Source organism: Micromonospora sp. NBRC 107095, from assembly GCF_030269705.1.
Classification (GTDB): domain Bacteria; phylum Actinomycetota; class Actinomycetes; order Mycobacteriales; family Micromonosporaceae; genus Micromonospora; species Micromonospora parva.
Genome location: NZ_BSTU01000003.1, coordinates 309,122 through 326,190, shown reverse-complemented (window position 1 = coordinate 326,190; position 17,069 = coordinate 309,122). Strand labels below are relative to the sequence as shown.

The 17,069-nt window shown below is 73.4% G+C and carries 14 protein-coding genes; 10 read left to right on the top strand and 4 right to left on the bottom strand.

Annotated features, from left to right (window positions below; translation table 11 throughout):
* Positions 1 to 76 precede the first annotated feature (76 nt).
* A complete protein-coding gene (locus tag QSK15_RS18230) occupies positions 77 to 1,507 on the top strand; it encodes an RNB domain-containing ribonuclease (protein WP_285795367.1) in 1,431 nt (476 codons plus the stop codon).
* Positions 1,508 to 1,608: 101 nt separating this feature from the next.
* Positions 1,609 to 2,307, top strand: coding sequence for an NADPH-dependent F420 reductase (gene npdG, locus QSK15_RS18225; RefSeq protein WP_030330123.1), 699 nt, complete (start codon positions 1,609 to 1,611; stop codon positions 2,305 to 2,307).
* A 50-nt stretch (positions 2,308 to 2,357) separates the two neighbouring features.
* Here npdG and panB read toward each other — a convergent pair whose 3' ends face one another.
* Both panB and QSK15_RS18215 read right to left on the bottom strand, forming a co-directional pair.
* Complete coding sequence (panB, locus tag QSK15_RS18220) at positions 2,358 to 3,203, bottom strand: 3-methyl-2-oxobutanoate hydroxymethyltransferase (RefSeq protein WP_210865449.1); 846 nt, start codon at positions 3,201 to 3,203, stop codon at positions 2,358 to 2,360.
* Between the two features lie 189 nt (positions 3,204 to 3,392).
* Positions 3,393 to 5,150 (bottom strand): NAD+ synthase, encoded by a 1,758-nt coding sequence (locus QSK15_RS18215; protein ID WP_285795366.1) that lies wholly within the window; start codon positions 5,148 to 5,150, stop codon positions 3,393 to 3,395.
* Positions 5,151 to 5,435: 285 nt separating this feature from the next.
* Between QSK15_RS18215 and glnA the strand changes: the two genes are divergently transcribed.
* The 4 genes from glnA to QSK15_RS18195 all read left to right on the top strand — a co-directional run bounded on the left by glnA (position 5,436) and on the right by QSK15_RS18195 (position 8,639).
* Complete coding sequence (glnA, locus tag QSK15_RS18210; RefSeq protein ID WP_030330117.1) at positions 5,436 to 6,785, top strand: type I glutamate--ammonia ligase; 1,350 nt, start codon at positions 5,436 to 5,438, stop codon at positions 6,783 to 6,785.
* An 89-nt stretch (positions 6,786 to 6,874) separates the two neighbouring features.
* Positions 6,875 to 7,300, top strand: a complete 426-nt coding sequence (locus QSK15_RS18205; protein ID WP_285795365.1) for a DUF350 domain-containing protein — start codon at positions 6,875 to 6,877, stop codon at positions 7,298 to 7,300.
* Between the two features lie 88 nt (positions 7,301 to 7,388).
* Positions 7,389 to 8,081, top strand: coding sequence for a helix-turn-helix transcriptional regulator (locus QSK15_RS18200; RefSeq protein WP_285795364.1), 693 nt, complete (start codon positions 7,389 to 7,391; stop codon positions 8,079 to 8,081).
* A 174-nt stretch (positions 8,082 to 8,255) separates the two neighbouring features.
* On the top strand, positions 8,256 to 8,639 hold the full coding sequence (locus QSK15_RS18195; RefSeq protein ID WP_285795363.1) for a VOC family protein: 384 nt from the start codon (positions 8,256 to 8,258) through the stop codon (positions 8,637 to 8,639).
* A 315-nt stretch (positions 8,640 to 8,954) separates the two neighbouring features.
* Here the strand turns inward: QSK15_RS18195 and QSK15_RS18190 are convergent, their stop codons facing one another.
* A complete protein-coding gene (locus tag QSK15_RS18190) occupies positions 8,955 to 9,431 on the bottom strand; it encodes a hypothetical protein (RefSeq protein ID WP_285795362.1) in 477 nt (158 codons plus the stop codon).
* A gap of 182 nt (positions 9,432 to 9,613) precedes the next feature.
* Here QSK15_RS18190 and QSK15_RS18185 point away from each other — a divergent pair, with 182 nt between their 5' ends.
* Positions 9,614 to 10,492: a Vgb family protein gene (locus QSK15_RS18185; RefSeq protein WP_285795361.1), complete on the top strand. Its 879-nt coding sequence runs from the start codon at positions 9,614 to 9,616 to the stop codon at positions 10,490 to 10,492.
* Between the two features lie 94 nt (positions 10,493 to 10,586).
* Here QSK15_RS18185 and QSK15_RS18180 read toward each other — a convergent pair whose 3' ends face one another.
* Positions 10,587 to 11,522, bottom strand: a complete 936-nt coding sequence (locus tag QSK15_RS18180; RefSeq protein WP_285795360.1) for a S66 peptidase family protein — start codon at positions 11,520 to 11,522, stop codon at positions 10,587 to 10,589.
* A gap of 114 nt (positions 11,523 to 11,636) precedes the next feature.
* On the opposite strand from QSK15_RS18180, the gene QSK15_RS18175 reads away from it, so the two are divergent.
* Genes QSK15_RS18175 through QSK15_RS18165 form a run of 3 tightly spaced genes read left to right on the top strand, consistent with a single transcriptional unit; the run spans position 11,637 to position 17,060 of the window.
* Positions 11,637 to 12,404 (top strand): type 1 glutamine amidotransferase, encoded by a 768-nt coding sequence (locus QSK15_RS18175; protein WP_285795359.1) that lies wholly within the window; start codon positions 11,637 to 11,639, stop codon positions 12,402 to 12,404.
* Positions 12,404 to 15,451, top strand: coding sequence for a bifunctional [glutamine synthetase] adenylyltransferase/[glutamine synthetase]-adenylyl-L-tyrosine phosphorylase (locus QSK15_RS18170; protein WP_285795358.1), 3,048 nt, complete (start codon positions 12,404 to 12,406; stop codon positions 15,449 to 15,451). The genes QSK15_RS18175 and QSK15_RS18170 overlap by 1 nt, the downstream gene beginning before the upstream one ends.
* The gene (locus tag QSK15_RS18165) at positions 15,444 to 17,060 is read left to right on the top strand and encodes a hypothetical protein (RefSeq protein ID WP_285795357.1); all 1,617 of its coding nucleotides are present in this window, start codon (positions 15,444 to 15,446) and stop codon (positions 17,058 to 17,060) included. The genes QSK15_RS18170 and QSK15_RS18165 overlap by 8 nt, the downstream gene beginning before the upstream one ends.
* Positions 17,061 to 17,069: the final 9 nt, after the last annotated feature.

The following is a 17,069-nucleotide window of genomic DNA, read 5'->3' as shown; positions in this document are numbered from 1 at the left end:
GGACCATCTCTTGCCAGGTGGATTTCCCGGCCGGTCACCGGAAGCGGATCACCGGTGGCACTGTCAGGATTGACCCGTGGTCATCCGACGCGTACTCGCGCCCCGCATCGACTTCGGCGCGTTGCGCCGCGAACTCGGCCTGCCCGAGGATTTCCCGGCCGACGCCCAGCGTGAGGCCGACGAGGCGGCTGCGGCACCGCCGCAGCCGCCCGTCGACCGTACCGACATACCGTTCGTCACTGTCGACCCCGCCACCTCGCGGGATCTGGACCAGGCGATGCACCTCGCCCGCCGCCCGGGTGAGGGCTATCGGGTGCGGTACGCGATCGCCGACGTCGCCGCGCACGTCACCCCTGGTGGGGCGTTGGAGGCGGAGACCTGGCGGCGGGGGCAGACCATCTACCTGCCCGACGGGAACGTGCCGCTGCACCCGCACACCCTCAGCGAGGGTGCCGCCAGCCTGCTGCCCGACGTCGACCGGGCCGCGGTGCTCTGGACCATCGACCTGGACGCCGACGGCGCCACCGTGGCCGTCGAGCTGGAACGCGCCCTGGTCCGCAGTCGCGCCAAACTCGACTACCCCGGCGTGCAGGCGGCGGCCGAGGCCGGACGGCTGGCCGACCCGATCGCCCTGCTGCCGGAGATCGGCGACCTGCTGACCGCGCGGGGATTGCGGCGCGGCGCCATCAACCTGCCGCTGCCCGAGCAGGATCTGGAGCCCGACGGTGAGGGCTGGCGGCTGGTGCTGCGCGCGCCGGTGCCCATGGAGGAGCACAACGCGCAGATTTCCCTGCTGACCGGGATGGCCGCCGCCGACATCATGCTGGCCGGCCGGGTCGGCCTGCTGCGGACCATGCCGGCGCCCAAACCGGAGGCGGTGCAGCGGCTCCGGGCCGCCGCCGCCCCGCTGGGCGTGCACTGGCCCGACGACGTGGGCCCGGGTCAGGTCATCGCCGGACTGGACCCGGCCCAGCCGCGCGCCGCGGCGTTCATCGACCAGGCGGCCGAGCTGATGCGCGGTGCCGCGTACACCGCCTTCGACGGCGTGTTGCCGGAGCAGCCGGAACACGGTGGCGTGGCGGCCGCGTACGCCCACGTGACGGCCCCATTGCGGCGGCTGGCCGACCGGTACGCCACCGAGGTCTGCCTGGCCCTGCACGCCGGCCAGCCGGTGCCCGACTGGGCCCGCGCCGCGCTGCCCCGGCTGCCCGAGGCGATGGCGAGCACCGACCGGGTCGCCTCGTCGGCCGCTCGTGGCGCCGTCGAGTTGGCCGAGGCGGCGGTGCTGGAACACCGGGTCGGCGAAACCTTCGACGCGGCCGTCCTCGACGTCGACGCCCCGCCCAACGGCAAGTCCCGGCCCCGCCCGCCCGGTGGTGCCGTCGCGCTGGACGCCCCGCCGGTACGCGCCCGCTGCCTCGGCCAACTGCCGCTCGGGGAACGCGTCCGGGTCCGGCTGGTCACCGCCGACCCGGCGGCCCGTAGCGTCCTGTTCGAGCTGGCCTGAGCGCTGCCGGTGCCCGTCAGCGCCGGGGGAGTCCGGGGCAGCGGGGATTCTCACAACGCTCGGCGCTGCTGACCCACCGGGCGGTTTGCGAGGATGAGGCCATGGCATACGACGCGAGCACGCTGCCCGACGTGTCCGGGCTGACGGTCGGCATCATCGGTGGCACCGGCGACCAGGGGCGGGGCCTCGCCTACCGGTTCGCGCGGGCCGGTCAGACCGTGCTGATCGGATCGAGGTCGGCGGAACGGGCCGCCGAGTCCGCGGCCGAGATCGCCGCCCTGCCCGGGGTGCCGGCCAGCGGCAGCGTCACCGGTGCCGCCAACGACGAGGTGGCCCGACGCAGCGACGTGGTGATCATCGCGGTGCCGTGGGACGGGCACGCCGCCACCGTCGCCGCCCTCGCCGAGCCGCTCGCCGGCCGGATCGTCGTCGACTGCGTCAACCCGCTCGGCTTCGACAAGCAGGGCCCGTACGCGTTGACCGTCGACGAGGGCAGCGCCGTGCAGCAGGCCGCCGCCCTGCTGCCCAACTCCCGGGTCTGCGCCGCGTTCAACCACGTCAGCGCGCCGCTGCTCGCCGACCCCGAGGTCGACCGGATCGATCTGGACGTGCTGATCTGCACCGAGGACCGCGAACTGGTCGACATCGTCGGCGCGCTCGCCGCCCGGATCCCCGGCATGCGGGGCATCTACGCCGGCCGGTTGCGCAACGCCCACCAGATCGAGGCGTTCACCGCCAACCTGATCGCCATCAACAAGCGCTACAAGGCCCACGCCGGCATCCGCGTCACCGACCTCTGAGCTTCGGTGTCGGGGTGTCCCCAGTGCGAGGGACACCCCGACACCGCTGGCTAGAAGGTGTGCTCGGCGGCGGGGAACTCGCCGCCGCGGACCTCGTCGGCGAACCGGCGGGTGGCGTCGGTGAGCGCGCCGGCCAGGTCCGCGTACCGCTTGACGAACCGGGGGGCCTTGCCGGTGCGCAGGCCGGCCATGTCCTGCCAGACGAGCACCTGCGCGTCGGTGTCCGGGCCCGCGCCGATGCCCACGGTGGGAATCGGCAGCTCGTGGGTGATCCGCTTGGCCACCTCGCCGGGCACCATCTCCAGCACCACGGCGAACGCGCCCGCCTCCGCCACCGCCCGCGCGTCGGCCAGCACCTCGTCGGCGGTGTCGCCCCGGCCCTGCACCCGGTAGCCGCCCAGGGTGTGCTCGCTCTGCGGGGTGAAACCGATGTGCGCCATCACCGGAATGCCGGCACCGACGATCGCGGCGATCTGCGCGGCGTTACGGCGGCCACCCTCCAACTTCACCGCGTGACAGCCACCCTCCTTCATGAACCGGACGGCGGTCCGCAGCGCCTGGGCCGGGCCCTCCTCGTACGAGCCGAACGGCAGGTCACCGACGATCAGCGCCTGCCGGGTCGCCCGCACCACCGCCCGTACCAACGGGAGCAGCTCGTCGACGGTGATCGGCAGGGTCGTCTCGTAGCCGAACACGTTGTTCGCGGCCGAGTCGCCGACCAGCAGCACCGGGACCCCCGCCTGATCGAAGATCGACGCGGTGTACTGGTCGTACGAGGTGAGCATCGGCCACCGTTCGCCGCGCTCCTTGGCGGCCATCAGGTCGCGGGTGCGGACCCGTCGGGTGGCCGGGCCGCCGTACAACGCGGTCACCTCGTTCGGAGTGGACTCCACCATCTCTGTCTCCCTTCCTCGAGGCCGCCTGCGCGGTCCCCGGGTTCCGTCGCGATCGTCGCACCGCGCGACGGGCTGACGGCAGGGCCCAGTGCAAGATGTCACTCCGCCGCGACGCGAGGCCCGCACCGCGAGGGCCCGGCGAGGCGGCGCCGGGCCGCGCCACCGACCCGGCACCCCCAGGGGTACGGCTCAGCCGTGCTCGCGCCACCGGTTGGTGATCGGCAGACGGCGGTCCCGACCGAACGCCTTCATGGAGATCTTCGTGCCTGGCGCCGACTGCCGTCGCTTGTACTCGGCGGTATCCACCAGCCGCAGCACCTTGTCCACGATCGCCGGGTCGTGACCCGACTCGACCAGCCCGTCACGGCCGAGGTCGCCGTCGACGTAACCGATCAGGATCGGGTCCAGGACGTCGTAGTCGGGCAGGCTGTCGCTGTCGAGTTGGCCCGGGCTCAGCTCGGCGCTCGGCGGCTTCCCGATCGAGTTCTCCGGAATCGGGGCGGTCTCACCGCGCCGCGCCGCGTCCCGGTTCCGCCACTTGGCCAGCCGCCAGATCAGCGTCTTCCAGACGTCCTTGACCGGGTTGAAGCCGCCCACCGAGTCGCCGTACAGGGTGGAGTAGCCGACCGCCAGCTCGCTCTTGTTGCCGGTGGTCAGCACCAGGTGGCCCTCCTGGTTCGACAGCGCCATCAGGATCACGCCACGGACCCGGGCCTGCAGGTTCTCCACGGCCACCCCGGACAGCGACAGGTTGGCCAGGAAACCGTCGACCATCGGCTGGATCGGCTCGACGCGGTAGTCCAGGCCGGTGCGCTTGGCCAGGTCGGCGGCGTCCTCCCGGGAGTGCTCCGAGGAGTGCTGGCTGGGCAGCGACACCCCGACCACCCGGTCCGGCCCGAGCGCGTCGACGGCGAGGGCGGCCACCACCGCCGAGTCGATGCCGCCGGAGAGACCGAGCACCACCGAGGGGAACCGGTTCTTGTTGACGTAGTCGCGCAGGCCCAGCACCAGCGCCTGCCACACCTCGGCCTCGTCGGCCACCGGCTCGATTAGCCCGCCGACGGCGGCCGGGCCGGCCGGCGCGGGCGGAACGCCGTCCAGGGTGCTGTGCACGATCCGCATGCCGTCCGCCACCGTCTCGATGGTCGGCGCGGCGCTGGCGGCCGGCAGCTCGACGTCGTGCACGAGCAGGTGCTCGACGAACTGGGGGGCCCGGGTGAGCAGCTCACCGTCGGCGCTCACGATCATCGAGTCGCCCTCGAAGACCAACTCGTCCTGCCCGCCGATCATGTTGACGTACGCGATCGTGGCGTTCGCCTCGGCGGCCCGGCGACGGACCAGCGGCAACCGGATGTCGTCCTTGTTCAGCTCGTACGGCGAGCCGTTGATGTTGACGACCAGGCCGACGCCGGCCTCGCGGGCGGCGGCGAACGGGCCCCCGGCCTGCCACAGGTCCTCGCAGATGGTCAGCGCCACGTCCACCCCGGCGATCCGCACCACGCTCAGCGTGTCGCCGGGGACGAAGTACCGGTCCTCGTCGAAGACCCCGTAGTTGGGCAGGTGGTGCTTGAAGTAGCGGGCGGCCACCACGCCCCGGTGCAGCAGCGCGGCGGCGTTACGGGCACCCCGGCCCGCCTCGGCGTCCCCGCTGACCTGCGGCGGCCCGTCGGCGTCCAGGTAGCCGACCACCACCGGCACCTCGCCGAGACCGTCGGCGGCCAGGTCGGCGGCCAGCCGCTCCACGGCGGCCCGGGACGCGGCGACGAAGGACCGCCGGAAGACCAGGTCCTCGACCGGGTAACCGGTGAGCATCAGCTCCGGGAAGAGCACCAACTGGGCACCGGCATCGGCGGCCTGGCGGGTCCAGCTGCGGACCAGGTCGGCGTTTCCGGCGATGTCGCCGACGGTCGGGTTGACCTGGGACAGGGCGAGACGCAGGGTGGGCATGCCTTCATCTTGCCCCAGCCTCGTGGCGACAATCCGTACCCTCGGACGAGATTGCCGCCACCTGCCGCCACGGGCGTCGACCAGGCCGCGACGGCGGGAGCCCGGCCCGCCCGGCGGCGGACGTCGCGGGTCCGGCCGGGGCCCTCGCTCGGCGGGCGGGATGCGAGGGGACGGCCGGCGGCAGTTCGCGTAACGTCTGCGTAACCAGGCCCGGGAAGACTGGGCGATCAGGTCGGGCGCAGCCCGGCCAAGGCGGACAAAACAGTGTCGCGAGGGGTTGGGGAAGTGGACCGTCAGCAGGAGTTCGTCCTCCGGACGCTGGAAGAGCGGGACATCCGGTTCGTCCGGCTGTGGTTCACCGACGTTCTGGGCACGCTCAAGAGCGTTTCGGTGGCGCCCGCCGAGCTGGAGGCGGCCTTCGAGGAAGGCATCGGCTTCGACGGCTCGGCGATCGAGGGCTTCGCCCGGGTCTTCGAATCGGACATGGTGGCCATGCCCGACCCGACCACCTTCCAGGTCTTCCCCTTCGAGGGTGGGGTCAGCGGCGAGAGCGCCCGGATGTTCTGCGACATCCTGCTGCCCGACGGCAGTCCGTCCTGGGCGGACCCCCGGCACGTGCTGCGCCGCGCCCTGTCCAAGGCGGCCGAGAAGGGCTTCACCTTCTACACCCACCCCGAGATCGAGTTCTTCCTGCTGGAGAACGGCCCGCAGGACGGCTCGGTGCCCACCCCGGTCGACACCGGCGGCTACTTCGAGCACACCACTCACGCCGTGGCCCGGGACTTCCGCCGCCAGGGCGTGCTGGCGCTGGAACGGATCGGCATCTCGGTGGAGTTCAGCCACCACGAGGTCGCCCCCGGCCAGCAGGAGATCGACCTGCGCTACGCCGACGCGCTGACCACCGCCGACAACATCATGACCTTCCGGCACGTGGTCAAGGAGGTCGCGCTCTCCACCGGCGTGCAGGCCAGCTTCATGCCGAAGCCGTTCACCGACCAGCCGGGCAGCGGCATGCACACCCACCTGTCGCTGTTCGAGGGGGAGCGCAACGCCTTCCACGACAGCGGCGACCCGATGAAGCTGTCCAAGGTGGCGAAGTCGTTCATCGCCGGCCTGCTGGTGCACGCCCGGGAGTACACGGCCGTCACCAACCAGTGGGTCAACTCGTACAAGCGGCTCTTCCCGCAGCACCTGCCCGACCGGATCACGGAGAGCCCGGCGTACGTCTGCTGGGGCCACCTCAACCGGTCCGCGCTGGTCCGGGTTCCCGCGTACGGCAAGCCCAACTCGGCCCGGGTCGAGGTCCGCTCACTGGACTCGGCCACCAACCCGTACCTCGCCTTCGCGGTGCTGCTCGGCGCCGGCCTCAAGGGCATCGAGGAGGGGTACGAGCTGCCGCCGGGCGCCGAGGACGACGTCTGGTCACTGACCAGCGCGGAACGGCGCGCCATGGGCTACGAGGCGCTGCCGGAGAACCTCGCCGAGGCGATCGACGTGATGGCCGGCTCCGAGTTGGTGGCGGAGGTGCTCGGCGAGCACGTCTTCGACTTCTTCCTGCGCAACAAGCGGGCCGAGTGGGAGCAGTACCGCCGCGAGGTCACCCCGTACGAGCGGCAGCGCTACCTGGCGCTGTAGGCGCAGGGGCTGACGCGATTGCGCGCTGCCGCTATCGTCTCGATCACCGCGCCGGTACCCCTCCGGGCGGAGAGTCGGGAGGCAAGTCGGTGCTGGAGGATCTGCTCAGCGGTGCCTGGCAGAGCGTCGTGTTCGGGATCGTCGGCGTCGGGCTGATGGCCGCCGGGTTCGGGCTCGTCGACCTGCTCACCCCGGGCCGGCTACGGGACCTGATCTGGGTCGAGCGCAACGCCAACGCGGGGTTGCTGCTCGCCGCCAACCAGCTCGGCATCGCCGGGATCGTCTTCACCGCGATCCTGACCAGCTACAGCGACTTCGGCAAGGGGCTCGCCTCCACGGTGCTCTTCGGGCTGGTCGGGTTGGCGATCATGGCGTTGGCCTTCGTGGTGCTGGACCTGCTCACCCCCGGCAAGCTCGGCGAGGTCATCTGCTCCCCGGAGCCGCACCCGGCCGCCCGGGTCAGCGCCGCCACCCACTTCGGTGCCGCGCTGATCGTCTGCGCCTGCATAGCCTGAGGCCGCGCGTCTGAGGCCGCGCGCCCCGGGCGCGTACGACTCCGGGCGGTCGCCGGGGGCGTCGTACCCCGGCCGTAGCGTGCCGGGCATGAACCGCACGGATCGCCTGTACGCCCTGGTCGAGGAACTGCGGGCGGTGTCACCACGCCCGCGCAGCGCCCGCTGGCTGGCCGCCCGCTTCGAGGTGAGCAGCCGGACCATCGAACGGGACCTCGGCGCGTTGCAGGAGGCCGGGGTGCCGATCTGGGCCGAGCCCGGGCGCACCGGCGGCTACGTCCTGGACCGTGCCCGCACCCTGCCGCCGGTCAACCTGACCGCCGCCGAGGCAGTGGCGATGGCTGTGGCGCTGCACCGCCTCGCCGACTCGCCGTTCGCCGGGCCGGCTGCCACCGCGCTGCGCAAGCTGGTGGCGGTGCTGCCGGCCGCCGACGCCGCCGAGGCACACCGCCTCGCCGGCCGGGTGCACCTGATAGGCGACGGGCCGGCCACGCCCGTCCCGGCCTCCGTCGCCGAGGCGGTCACCGCGCGGCGGGTGCTGCGCATCCGGTACGCCGACCGCGCCGGTGCCGACTCGACCCGTGACGTCGAGCCACTCGGCTACCTCGGCAACTCCCGACACTGGTACCTGGTGGCCTGGTGCCGGCTGCGCGACGAGCTTCGCTGCTTCCGCACCGACCGGATCCGGACGGTCCGGGCGCTGCCCGACGTGGTGGCCCGGGAGCTGCGCCTGACCGACCTCGACATCCCGCACGAACGGCTCCGCCCGCTGAGCCTGGTCTGAGACGGCTCGGCGCGGCGCGGTCGGGGCGGGCCGGGTCGACGACGATCTGGTCGGGGTGGTCGACGAAAACCCGTCGGATGATCCGGAAACACCGACAGGACGCTGTCGCGTACGGCCTCGAGACTGCTTCAGACGACGGCCGAACGGCCGCCCAAGAATCTCTGGAGGCAACAGATGTCCAGGTCCACCACGCCCATCACCTGGTTCGAGATCGGCACCGACCGGCCCGAGGACGCGGAGAAGTTCTACGGAGAGCTGTTCGGCTGGACCTTCGAGGAGCAGGCGCCGGCCAACAGCGGGTCCTACCGGGTGACCGGAGCCGGTGGCGACACCGGGATCAGCGGGGCGATCCGCGCAACCGACGGGAGTTCCCCGAACTACGCGGTGTTCTACGCCGAGGTCGCCGACGTCGCGGAGACCTGCAAGCGGGCCGAAGCGGCCGGCGGTCGGGTGCTGGTGCCGCCGCGTACGACGCCGAGCGGTCTCACGTCGGCCCACCTGATCGACCCGACCGGCAATCGCCTGGGCGTGTTCTCGCCCCCGCCCCAGCAGAGCTGACCACCCTTCCCAGGCCTGGCCGGCCCTGCTCCGGTCTGGCCTGGCGTGGCCTGGTCTGGCGTGGCGTGGCGTGGCCGGGCCTGGCGTGGGGGTGGCCTGGCCGGTCCTGCTCTGGCCTGGCGTGGCTGAAACCGGAGCCGGTGATCCACTCCGTTTTCAGGAAGTCGGGGTATCCGAGGGCGTCGGAAACCCCGACTTCAAGGAAACCGAGTGGATCAAGCCGCAACGGGCCGGGTGGGGCGTGGACCGGCGTCGCTGGTGGTGTGCCGAGGCCGGCCCCGGCGGGTCAGCGCCTGCCGGGGCCGGCCCGTCGGATCACTTGCCGGGCTTACCTTCGCCGTGCTGGCCACCGGCACCGTGCGGGCCGCCCGGGCCACGGTGGCCGCCCGGGCCGGGGAAGACGCCGGCCTCGACTGCCTTGGTGATGGCGTCGGCCTGCTCCTGGGTGAGCTTGCCGTCCTTGACCGCCTGCTCCAGGCGCTGCTGGAGCGCGGCCTGCCGGTCCTCGGCGGACGGTCGCTGGGGCCGGTCGGTCGGCCGGTGCTGCTCACGGACCTTCTCCAGTGCGGCGGTCACCTTGTCGGTGGGCACGCCCAGTTCCTTGGCGAGCGCCTCGGCGAACTCGCCCTGCCGGTCGGCCTTGGCGCCCGGAGCCGGGGCGGTGCTGGTGCTCGGAGCCGGCGTGGGCGTGTCGGCGGCGAACGCCATCGTCGGGGCCGCGATCCCGACGCCGAGGACGCCGGCGGTGGCCAGGCCGGCCAGCAGGTGCTTCCTACGGATGGTGCGGGACATGCTGTCCTCCAGAGGTTCGGTGATCGTGCGCTGTCGTTACCGACAGTGACCGGGCAGCCTGGGCGGAGGCCATGGCGACCCTGTCAGCGAGCTGACAATCCTGGCCGGCGGTAGTCGAAATCGGTTGTGTCGTCGCTGCCTGAACGGTCAGGGTGGACGATTCACCGACGGAAGGACGCGACATGACCGTCGACATTCGGGAAATTCGCCTCACCGGGCCGGATTCTGGGCCGTACGGCATCACGCCTGGCCCGGACGGCGCGTTGTGGCTGACGCTGGCCCAGTCCGGCGGGATCGCCCGGTTCTCGCCCGACGGTGCGGTCCGGACCTACCCGCTGGAGCCCGCGGGCAGCCGCCCGTTGATCATCACGACCGGACCGGACGGGGCGCTCTGGTTCACCCGCTCGGGCGACGACCGGATCGGCCGAATCACCGTCGACGGCGAGCAGCGCACCATCGCGCTGCCGGCCGGCACCGGGCCGTGCGGCATCGCGGCGGGGCCTGATGGCGCGCTCTGGTACGCCGGGATGACCTCCGACACGATCGGCCGGGTGGAGATCGACGGCACCCACAGCGCGTTCCCGCTGCCGGTGACCGGCGGGTTCGCTTCGATGATCACTGCCGGCGCGGACCGGGCGCTGTGGTTCACCCTCAACCAGGCGAACGCGGTGGGCCGGATCGGCCTCGACGGCACCGTGACGCTGTATCCGCTACCCACACTGAAGGCCGGCCCGGTCGGCATCACCTGCGGCGACGACGGCACCATCTGGTTCGTGGAGATCGCGGCCGGCCAACTCGGCCGGATCGCCCCGGATGGCGAGGTCGTCGAGATCCCGCTGCCGGACCGGGCGGCCCGTCCGCACGCGATAGTGGCCGACCCGGACGGCGGCGCGTGGTTCACCGAGTGGGGTGCCAACCGGATCGGTCACCTCGATCCCACCGGGCGGATCGAGAGCTACCCGCTACCCACCCCCAACTCCGAACCCCACGGCATCACCCGGACCCCGAAGGGCATCTGGTCAGCCCTGGAATCAGGAGCAATAGCCCACCTGGCCCCCTAACCCCCTGCGGTGATCATGAAGTTGTTGCCACGACACGCCGTGGCAAGTGACAACAACTTCATGATCACCGGGCACTCCGGCGCCAGGGCGGGGGTCATTGGACTGCTGGGGTTGTGGTGAGGGTTGCGGTGGTGGTGTCGAGGGTGGCCTGGGTACCTACCGGGACGGTGAGTTGGTTGGGGCCGTGGCCGATCGGAAGGCCGCCGAGGACCGGTACCCCCAGGTCGCCGAGGCGTTCGGAGAGGACGTCGACGATCGTGGTGTCCCAGCCGTCGCCGCACTCGGTGAACTGCCCGACCGCCACCCCGGCCAGGCCGTCCAGCGCGCCGGCCCGGCGCAGGTGGGTGAGCATCCGGTCGACCTTGTACGGGGGTTCCTGCACGTCCTCGATCAACAGCACCGCACCGGTCAGGTCGGGCAGGTCCGGTGTGCCGATCGACGCGGCGATCATGCACAGGTTGCCGCCGAGCAGGGCGCCGGTGGCGCGACCCGGGACGCGTACGTCGAAGGTCTCCTCGGTGGGTACCGCCTCGACGGTCATCGGTTCGGTCGTCATCAGCGCCGCGTGCAGCGACTCGGCGGAGCGCAGCGGCGTCCGCTCGTCGCGCCAGGCCGCCCCCGGGCCGTGCACCCCCGCGAGGCGGGCGCCCCGCCACAGCGCGAACTGCAACGCGGTGATGTCCGAAAAGCCGGCCACCACCTTCGGGTCACGGCGAACGGCGGCCATGTCGATGGCGTCCACGATCCGTTGGGCGCCGTAACCGCCGCGCGTACAGATCACTCCGCGCACCTGCGGGTCGGCGAAGGCCGCGTTCAGGTCGGCGGCGCGCAGGTCGTCGGTGCCGGCGAGGTAGCCGTGACGGGCGTACGCGTTCGGCGCGGGCACCGGGCGCAGCCCCCAGCCGGTGAGCAACTCCATGCCCCGGGCCACCCGCTCCGGCGAGGTCGGCCCGGACGGCGAGACCAGCAACACGGTGTCACCGGGGCGCAGCACGGGCGGGCGTACGGCAGGCGTGTCCTCGTTGACCACAACAGCAGAGCCTAACCACTCCGCCGTGACCCGGACCCGCTCCCGGGCGGCGGGACGCCGCACCGGCCCGTGCCGGGGGGTGGTGCCGTGCGGTCTACCCGCTAGCCTCGACGGGTGGCAACCGCGCTGGTGATCGAGAACGACCCGACGGACGACGCGCGCCGGCTGGGTGAGTGGCTGACCGAGGCTGGGCTGGAGCTGTGGGTGGTGCGCCCGCACGCCGGCGACGAGCTCCCCGCCGACCTGGAGGGGTACGCGGCGCTGGTGGTGCTGGGCGGCGACCAGCAGGCGTACCCGTTGCCGGACGGCTCGCCCGGCGCGCAGTGGTTTCCGGCAGTGGAGGGCCTGCTGCGCAAGGCGGTCCGGCACCGGGTGCCGACCCTGGCGGTCTGCCTGGGCGCGCAGCTGCTCGCCACCGCGCACGCCGGCCTGGTGGAGCGCAGCCCGTCCGGGCCGGAGATCGGCCCCGGCGTGGTCGGCCGGCGCGACGCCGCCGAGAACGATCCGCTGTTCCGGTACGTGCCGTTGATCCCGGACGTGCTCCAGTGGCACTCCGACGAGATCACCGAGCTGCCCCGCGGCGCGACCCTGCTGGCCGCGTCCACCCGCTATCCGCATCAGGCGTTCCGCCTCGGTGACCGGGCGTGGGGGTTGCAGTTCCACATCGAGTGCGACGCCGCGATGATCGCCGACTGGGCCACCGACTCGACCCAACTCGCCGAGCTGGGCTACGACCCGGAGCTGGTGGTCGCGGCCTGCGCCTCGGTGCTGGCCGACATCGAGGAGGTCTGGCAACCGTTCGCCGCCCGGTTCGCCGCGCTGGCCCTCGGCGAGTTGGACGACAGCACGACGCGGCGCGGCCTGCCGCTGCTCGGGCACTGATGAGCCGGCCGACCAGGGCAACGGGCCGGCTCGCCCGGTACGGCTTCGGCACCGCCGAAGGCGACGGCGGCGCGCGCGCCGCGGACCTGCTCGGCCCGGAGGGGCTGCGGCTGTGGCAGCCGGCCGAGCAGGAGCCGGTCGACGAGGCCGCCGCGGAGTTGCTCGCGGCGCTGTCCCGGGCCGCCGACCCGGACCTGGCGCTGCGGCAGCTGCACCGCATCGTGGAAGCGGAGAGCCGCAGCGCCGACGGCACCGCCGGAAGTCGCGCCACCGATGGCAGTGTCGAATCGTCGCTGCTCGCCGACCTGCACAACGACCCCGGGCTGCGGCGGCGGCTGGTCGCGGTGCTCGGTGCCTCGTCGGCGCTCGGCGACCACCTGGTGGCCCACCCCGAGCACTACCAGGCGCTGCGGACCGCCCCGGACGGGCTCGCCCCGATCGCCGAGGGGCGGCTGGAGCCGGCCGACGGCGGCAACCCGGTGGCGGCGTTGCGGACCGCGTACCGCCTGGCGTTGTTGCGGATCGCGGCGGCCGACCTGACCGGCGGTCGCGGCCTGGAGCAGACGATGGCCGCGCTCTCCGCGCTGGCCGACGCGACGCTGTCAGCGGCGTACGAGATCGCTGTCGCCGAGTTGGCGGAGGGCACCGACCGGCCCCGGCTGGCGGTCGTGGCGATGGGCAAGTGTGGCGGTGGTGAGCTGAACTACGTCTCCGACGTGGACGTCATCTTCGTGGCCGCCGAGGATGCCGACCTGTCCGCCGCGACCCAGGTGGCGACCCGGTTGATCTCCATCTGCGGGCTGGTCGCCTGGCCGGTCGACGCCGCGCTGCGCCCCGAGGGCAGCCGGGGCCCGCTGGTGCGCACCCTCGCCAGCCACCTGGCCTACTACCGGCGGTGGGCGCGCACCTGGGAGTTCCAGGCGCTGCTGAAGGCCCGCCCGGCCGCCGGGGACCTGCCGCTGGCCCAGGAGTGGATCGACCAGCTCGCGCCGCTGGTCTGGCGGGCCGCCGAACGACCCGAGGCGGTCGAGGACGTCCGCGCCATGCGCCGCCGGATCATCGACCACATCCCGCCGAAGGAGCTGGAACGCGAGATCAAGCGCGGTCCCGGCGGGCTGCGCGACATCGAGTTCGCCGTCCAGTTGCTGCAACTCGTGCACGGTCGCGGCGACGAGACGCTGCGGGAGCCGGGCACCATCCCGGCGTTGCGCGCCCTGGTCGCCGGCGGCTACGTCGGTCGGGCCGACGGCGAGGCACTGCTGCGCGGCTACCGTTTCCTGCGCAGCGTCGAGCACCGGCTGCAACTGCAAGGGCTACGTCGTACGCACACCGTGCCCGCCGAGCCGGGCGCGTTGCGCTGGCTCGCCGCGGCGCTCGGTTTCACGGCCACGCCGGGGCGCAGCGCGGTGGAGAGCTTCCGGGCCGAGTGGGTCACCCACGCCACCGAGGTACGCCGACTGCACGCCAAACTGCTGTACCGGCCGCTGCTGGAGTCGGTGGCCCGGGTGCCGGCCGACGGGTTGCGACTCACCCCGGAGGCGGCGCGGAACCGTCTGGAGATCCTCGGCTTCGCCGACCCGGCCGGGGCGCTGCGTCATCTCCAGGCGCTCACCGGCGGGGTGAGCCGCACGGCAGCCATCCAGCGCACGTTGCTGCCGGTGCTGCTCAGCGAGTTCGCCGACGCGCCGGAGCCGGACCGGGGGCTGCTCAACTACCGCAAGGTCTCCGACAAGCTGGGCAGCACCCCCTGGTATCTGCGGCTGCTGCGCGACGGCGGCCCGGTCGCCCGCCGGCTGGCCCGGGTCCTCGCCCTGTCCCGGTACGTGGCCGACCTGCTCGCCCGCGACCCGGAAGCGCTGCGGCTGCTGGCCGAGGAGAACGAGCTGGCCCCACGCCCGCCGGAGGTGCTGCGGGAGGGGTTCCTGGCGGCGGCGGCCCGGCACGCCGACCCGGTCGAGGCGACCAGCGCGGTGCGCGCGCTGCGCCGCCGGGAACTGGTCCGGGTGGCCTGCGCCGACGTGCTCTGCCGGGCGGGTTCGCTCGCACCCAGCCCCACCCGGCCGGACGGTGCGAACCGGCCGGCCCCCGGCCTGTCCGACATCACCCAGGTCGGTACGGCGCTCGCCGACGTCACCGACGCCACCCTGGCCGCCGCGCTGCGGGCCGCCCGGGCCAGCCAACCCGCGCCGGAAGGGTTGCGGTTCGCCGTGATCGGCATGGGCCGGCTCGGCGGGTACGAGTCGAACTACCTCTCCGACGCCGACGTGCTCTTCGTCTACGACCCGCCCGCCGGGGTCGCCGAGAGCGCCGCCAGCGCCGCCGCGCACGCGATCGCCGAGGAACTTCGTCGGCTGCTCGGCGTGCCCGCCCCCGACCCGCCGCTGGGGGTCGACGCCGACCTGCGCCCGGAGGGCCGCCAGGGTCCGCTGGTCCGCAGCCTCGCCGCGTACGCGCAGTACTACGCCCGCTGGTCGCGGGTGTGGGAGGCGCAGGCGCTGTTGCGCGCCCGGTTCGTCTGCGGCGACGCGGGCCTGGGCGCCGAGTTCGAGGCGATGATCGACCCGGTGCGGTACCCGGCCGACGGGCTGACCCGCGAGCAGGTCGTCGAGATCCGGCGGATCAAGGCCCGGGTGGAGACCGAACGGCTGCCCCGTGGGGCCGACCCGGCCACCCACACGAAGCTGGGTCGCGGTGGGCTCGCCGACGTGGAGTGGGCGGTGCAGCTCGTCCAGCTCCGGCACGCCGGCGCGAACCCGGCGCTGCGCGGTACGCGTACCCTCGATGCCCTCGCGGCGGCCGAGCGGGCCGGCCTGATCGACCCGGCGGACGCCGCGGAGATGGCCGCCGGCTGGTCCCTGGCCGCCCAGGTCCGCAACGCGTTGATGCTGGTCCGGGGCCGAGCCGGCGACCAACTGCCCCGGCACGGGGTGGAGTTGGCCGGGGTGGCCCGGCTGCTCGGCCGCGACGACCCGGGGGAGTTCCTCGACGAGTACCTGCGCACCGGCCGCCGCTCCCGCGCCGCGGCCGAACGGGTCCTCGATGCCTGAGGTGTCGCCACGCCCGCTCGGGCGGCGCACCGGCTGGGTGGCGGCAACCGGGGTGGCGGTGCTGCTCGCCGTCGCGTTCCTGCTCGCGCCCCGGATGGGCACCGACCTCGCGGCGCAGGTGGCCCGCGCCGACTTCGCCGACCGGTACGGTGCGACGCCGCTCGACCTCGGTTGGTACGGCGGCGTCAACCAGTACGGCTACAGCCTGTTCACGGCCCGGCTGGGCGCGTTGGTCGGGGTGCGTCCACTGGGGGCCGTCGCCGCCGTGCTCGGCGCGTTCGCGCTGGCCTGGCTGTTCGCCCGCAACCGGGCCCGGCGCCCGCTGTTGGCCGGTGTCCTCGGTGCGGTGGTCCTGGTCGGCAACCTGGCGAGCGGGCGGATCACCTTCGCCGTCGGGCTGACGTTCGGCCTGCTGGCGCTCTGCGCGGTCAGCACCGAACGCCCGCCGCGTCCGGTCCGGTTGGCCCTCGCCGCCGCCTGCGCCGCAGTGGCGACGGCGGCCAGCCCGGTCGCCGGCCTGTTCACGGGGCTGGCCGGCACCGCGCTGCTGCTGGCAGCCCTGCGGCGCGGCGACGGGCCGGGGCGGGCGCTGGCGGGTGGATGGCGGGCCGAGGCTCCACTGGCCGAGGGTTTCGTCCTGGCCCTGGCGCCGATCGTCACCGTGGCGCCGATCGCGGTCCTGTTCGGCAACGGCGGCACCCAGCCGTACTCGGCCGAGTCGATGCGGATCAACGTCGCGCTCGCCGTGCTGGTGGCGGTCCTGCTGCCGCGCCGTCGCCGGGTGCTGCGCATCGGCGCGGTGCTCACCGTGCTGCTCCTGGTCGGGGCGTACTACGTGCCCAGCCCGATCGGTTCCAACGCGCTGCGGCTGCCGATGCTGTTCGCGCTGCCCGTGCTGGCCGGGTACGCGCCGCTGCCGAAGGCGTGGCTGGCCGGGCTGCTCGCCGCGACGGTGTGGTGGCAGTCACCGGTGATGACGAGCGACGTCACCCGGGCCGGTGCCCCGGAGAGCGCCCCGGCGTTCCACCGTCCGCTCGTCGAGCAACTGCAACGCCTTCAGCCCGTCGGACGGGTCGAGGTGGTGCCGCTGCGCGACCACTGGGAGTCCGCGTACCTGCCACCGACAGCGCCGCTGGCCCGGGGCTGGGAACGCCAGGTCGACAGTGACCGCAACGCGCTGTTCTACGACGGCACCCTGAACGCGCAGACCTACCAGCGGTGGCTCCACGACGAGGCGGTGACGTACGTGGCGATCGCACCGGACGCGCCGGCCGACCGGTGGGGGCGGGACGAGGCCGCGTTGATCCGCGCCGGCCTGCCGTACCTGCGCGAGGTCTGGCGTGATACGACCTGGCGGCTGTACGCGGTCGCCGACCCGACGCCGCTGGTCGGCGCACCCGGCCAACTCGTCGCCGCCGACCGGGGCTCGGTGCGGCTGACCGCCGCGCCCGGCGACGTGCCGGTGCGGGTGCGCTGGTCACGCTGGCTGTCGCTGGACGGCCCGGACGGCTGCGTGCGACAGGGCGCGGACGGGTTCACCGAGGTGCGGGTCCGCTCGGCCGGCGACTACACGATCTCCAGCAGCCTGGCCCCGGCCCGGCACTGCTGACGGTGCCTG

What these genes read in the sequence shown, in the direction of transcription:
- npdG (WP_030330123.1), top strand. Translation starts at nt 1,609, where the DNA reads ATGGCATACGACGCGAGCACGCTGCCCGACGTGTCCGGGCTGACGGTC.
- panB (WP_210865449.1), bottom strand. Translation starts at nt 3,203, where the DNA reads ATGGTGGAGTCCACTCCGAACGAGGTGACCGCGTTGTACGGCGGCCCG.
- QSK15_RS18215 (WP_285795366.1), bottom strand. Translation starts at nt 5,150, where the DNA reads ATGCCCACCCTGCGTCTCGCCCTGTCCCAGGTCAACCCGACCGTCGGC.
- QSK15_RS18200 (WP_285795364.1), top strand. Translation starts at nt 7,389, where the DNA reads ATGAACCGCACGGATCGCCTGTACGCCCTGGTCGAGGAACTGCGGGCG.
- QSK15_RS18195 (WP_285795363.1), top strand. Translation starts at nt 8,256, where the DNA reads ATGTCCAGGTCCACCACGCCCATCACCTGGTTCGAGATCGGCACCGAC.
- QSK15_RS18190 (WP_285795362.1), bottom strand. Translation starts at nt 9,431, where the DNA reads ATGTCCCGCACCATCCGTAGGAAGCACCTGCTGGCCGGCCTGGCCACC.
- QSK15_RS18185 (WP_285795361.1), top strand. Translation starts at nt 9,614, where the DNA reads ATGACCGTCGACATTCGGGAAATTCGCCTCACCGGGCCGGATTCTGGG.
- QSK15_RS18170 (WP_285795358.1), top strand. Translation starts at nt 12,404, where the DNA reads ATGAGCCGGCCGACCAGGGCAACGGGCCGGCTCGCCCGGTACGGCTTC.
- QSK15_RS18165 (WP_285795357.1), top strand. Translation starts at nt 15,444, where the DNA reads ATGCCTGAGGTGTCGCCACGCCCGCTCGGGCGGCGCACCGGCTGGGTG.